This is a genomic window from Xanthomonas sp. SHU 199, assembly GCF_000364665.1.
Taxonomy (GTDB): Bacteria; Pseudomonadota; Gammaproteobacteria; order Xanthomonadales; family Xanthomonadaceae; genus Xanthomonas_A; species Xanthomonas_A sontii.
This window is the reverse complement of the sequence record NZ_AQOI01000394.1, coordinates 1-2,964: the sequence shown is the minus strand read 5'-3', so window position 1 is coordinate 2,964 and position 2,964 is coordinate 1. Positions and strand designations below refer to the sequence as shown.

General features: G+C 71.0%; 3 protein-coding genes and 1 pseudogene. All 4 read left to right on the top strand.

The features are described from left to right. Nucleotides 1–121: pseudogene (locus D183_RS26745) on the top strand (VIT1/CCC1 transporter family protein); the annotation flags it as partial. 144 nt (nucleotides 122–265) lie between these two features. Further along, nucleotides 266–688, top strand: coding sequence for a VOC family protein (locus D183_RS0113130; RefSeq protein WP_017909404.1), 423 nt, complete (start codon nucleotides 266–268; stop codon nucleotides 686–688). Nucleotides 689–867: 179 nt separating this feature from the next. After that, the gene (locus tag D183_RS0113125; RefSeq protein WP_017909403.1) at nucleotides 868–1,698 is read left to right on the top strand and encodes a helix-turn-helix domain-containing protein; all 831 of its coding nucleotides are present in this window, start codon (nucleotides 868–870) and stop codon (nucleotides 1,696–1,698) included. Between the two features lie 106 nt (nucleotides 1,699–1,804). Then, entirely contained in the window at nucleotides 1,805–2,794 is a 990-nt protein-coding gene (locus D183_RS0113120; protein ID WP_017909402.1) for an MBL fold metallo-hydrolase, read from the top strand. Nucleotides 2,795–2,964: the final 170 nt, after the last annotated feature.

Sequence of the window (2,964 nt, the reverse complement as noted above, 5' to 3'; positions counted from 1 at the left end):
GCTGGCCGCGCGTGCCGGCGGCGCCTCGGGCCTGCGCGGCGCGGTGCGGGTGGTGTTCTGGGGCGCGGCGGCGATGCTCGCCAGCGGCGCGATCGGCCATGTGTTCGGCGTGCATGTCTGAGCGGACGCGCCCCGTACTGGATAGCATCACCGGCATGGCCACAGCCGTTTCCCCGAAATGCAAGGCAACCGCACGCCCGTCGTTCAACACGGAACCTGACCTGGAGTACTGAAAATCGACACTGGCCCCTTCGTCGTCGACCACATGGGATTTTCCGTTTCATCGCTGGATGAGGCGATCGCGTTCTGGACTGAGGCCATGGGCTTCGAACTTGTCCGCACGGGCGAAATGGGCGGCGATTTCCTGCGCGAGGTGACGGGCGTCGACGATCCTCGTTGCCGCATGGCGCTGGTGGTCTCGCCTGCCGGCTTTCCCATCGAACTGCTGGAATACTCGACGGCCCGCACATTGGGCAAGACACCCGCAAGCGCTGGCGCGATCGGCGCGGCCCATCTCGCCGTCACCGTGACGGAGATCGACGTGGCGGTCGCCAGGATCCAGGCGCAGGGATGGCAGTTGAAAGGATCTCCGCGGCCGATCGAGGCAGGGCCACGCGCGGGAACCGTCGTTGCCTACGTCAGCGGGCCCGACGGAATCACCATCGAACTCATGCAACCTCCCAGGTAAGCGTGGCTGACAAAACGACTGCGCAGTCGCCAGACCGCGGGGAAGCGACCTGTGGCGCACCGAGACCGGCAGTTTGCGGAGCCGGCACCAGCGCAGTCGTGGCGGTCCGGCCGGCTGCGACGTTGCAGCCTGGCGCTTTACGCTGAGCGCGCGCGCCGCGCTGCGCTAGCATCACGGCCATGGCCGACACCACCTCTCCCGACGCCCTGTTGCTCGCGCGCCTGGCCAGCCTGGCCGACTGCACCCAGGCCGAGGGCTACGCCTGCATCAGCGCCCGTCGCGAACACGGCGCGCGCTCGGTGGAGATCGCGCGGCCGCAGTTGGCTATCCTGCTGCAGGGACGCAAGCAGGTGCGCACCGCGACACAGGCCCTGGACTTCGTACCGGGCGACCTGTTCCTGGTGACGCGGCGCTGCCGCATCGATGTGGTCAACATCCCGGATCCGCACAGCGGCCTGTACCTGAGCGTGCTGGTGCCGCTGTGCGAGGAAGCGCTGAGCGCGGCACGCGTGCTGTGGAACGAGCCTCTGCCCGCCGCCGGCGCGGAACTGGCGCGTCTGCGCGCCGAGGAGTTCGGCAGCACCCTGCTGCAATGGCGGCAGGCGCTGCAGGACGGCCGCTACACCGAGGCGCGGCTGGCGCTGGCGACCCTGGTGCTGGCGCTGTGCCGGCGCGGCCACGGTGGCCTGCTGCTGCCGCCGGCGCCGAGCGTGGCCGCGCAGGTGCGCGATCTGATCGCCGCGCAGCCACAACGCGACTGGCGTTCGCGCGACATCGAGGAGCGCCTGGGCTTCAGCGGCGCGACCCTGCGCCGGCACCTGGCCGGCGAACGCACGTCGTTGCGCGAACTGCTCACCGATGCGCGCCTGGCGCACGCGATGCAACTGCTGTACACCACGCGCTGGCCATTGAAGACGGTCGCCGCGCACGCCGGTTACCGCTCGGTGCGCAGCTTCAGCCAACGCTTCCAGCAGCGCTATGGCCTGGATCCTGCCAGCATCGGCAACTGAGCCACGTCGGCATTGAGCGCCGCGCGCAGCGGAATGAGCGAATCGCGCAGCGGCGCCGGCGCAGCATGCCGTTACCGCGGCGCACGCCGCTCTGCCAGGAAATCCCATGTCCGTGTTCCCGTTGCGCGCGTTGTGCGCGCTGGCCCTGAGCGCCAGCGCGGCGCTGACGCTGCCATCCGCCGCCCGCGCCGCCGCGCCGGCCAGCGCCCAGACGCAGGTGCCCGGCGTCTATCGCCAGGCGATCGGCCGCTTGCGGGTCACCGCCCTGTTCGACGGCACCGTGGCGCTGTCGCGCGCGGAACTGGCGAACATTCCGCCGGAGGCGATCGCACGCCTGCTCGACCACCGCTATGTGCCGGAGAACGACAAGGGCCTGCAGACCGCGGTCAACGCCTACCTGATCCAGGACGGCACGCACCTCACCCTGGTCGATACCGGCACCGCGACCTGTTTCGGCCCTGGCCTCGGCCAGGTGCTGGCCAACCTGCGCGCGGCCGGCTATGCGCCAGAGCAGGTCGACAACGTGCTGCTGACCCACGCCCATCCCGATCACCTGTGCGGCCTGCTGGACGCACAGGGCCAGCCCGCCTATCCCAAGGCGACGGTGTGGCTGAGCGCCGCCGACGCCGCGTACTGGCTGGACCCGGCCAGCGAGGCCGGGGCGCAGGCACTGCGTTTCGCCTTCCCGCTGGCGCGGGCGGCGGTGGCGCCCTACCAGGCCGCGCAGCGGCTGCGCCGTTTCCGTCCCGGCGACGCGCTGCCCGGCGGCGCGGTGGCGCTGGATACCCACGGACACACGCCCGGGCACGTGTCGTACCGCTTCGACGGTGGTGCGGGGCAGCAACTGCTGGTGTGGGGCGATCTGGTGCACTACCACGCGGTGCAGTTCGCGCAGCCGCAGGCGTCGTTCGAGGCCGACAGCGACCGCGCCGCGGCGATCGCCGCGCGCAAGCGCATGCTGGCGCAGGCCGCGGACCACGGCTGGTGGGTGGCCGGCGCGCACCTGCCGTTCCCGGGACTGGGCCACGTGCGTCGCGAGGACCAGGCATTCGCCTGGGTGCCGACCGAATTCTCGCCGTTGCCGGCGGCGCCTTGATTGGCCCGTACCCTCATCCGGCCCTGCGGGCCACCTTCCCCCGAAAAGGGGGCCATGGTCCCGGAGGGAGAAGGAAGAGGCGCATAGCCCCTCTCCCATCGGGAGAGGGGTTGGGGTGAGGGTCCGGCGCGCAGCGACGCGCGATGTTTGGGTGCACGAGACTGCACCCC

What these genes read in the sequence shown, in the direction of transcription:
- D183_RS0113130 (WP_017909404.1), top strand. Translation starts at nt 266, where the DNA reads ATGGGATTTTCCGTTTCATCGCTGGATGAGGCGATCGCGTTCTGGACT.
- D183_RS0113125 (WP_017909403.1), top strand. Translation starts at nt 868, where the DNA reads ATGGCCGACACCACCTCTCCCGACGCCCTGTTGCTCGCGCGCCTGGCC.
- D183_RS0113120 (WP_017909402.1), top strand. Translation starts at nt 1,805, where the DNA reads ATGTCCGTGTTCCCGTTGCGCGCGTTGTGCGCGCTGGCCCTGAGCGCC.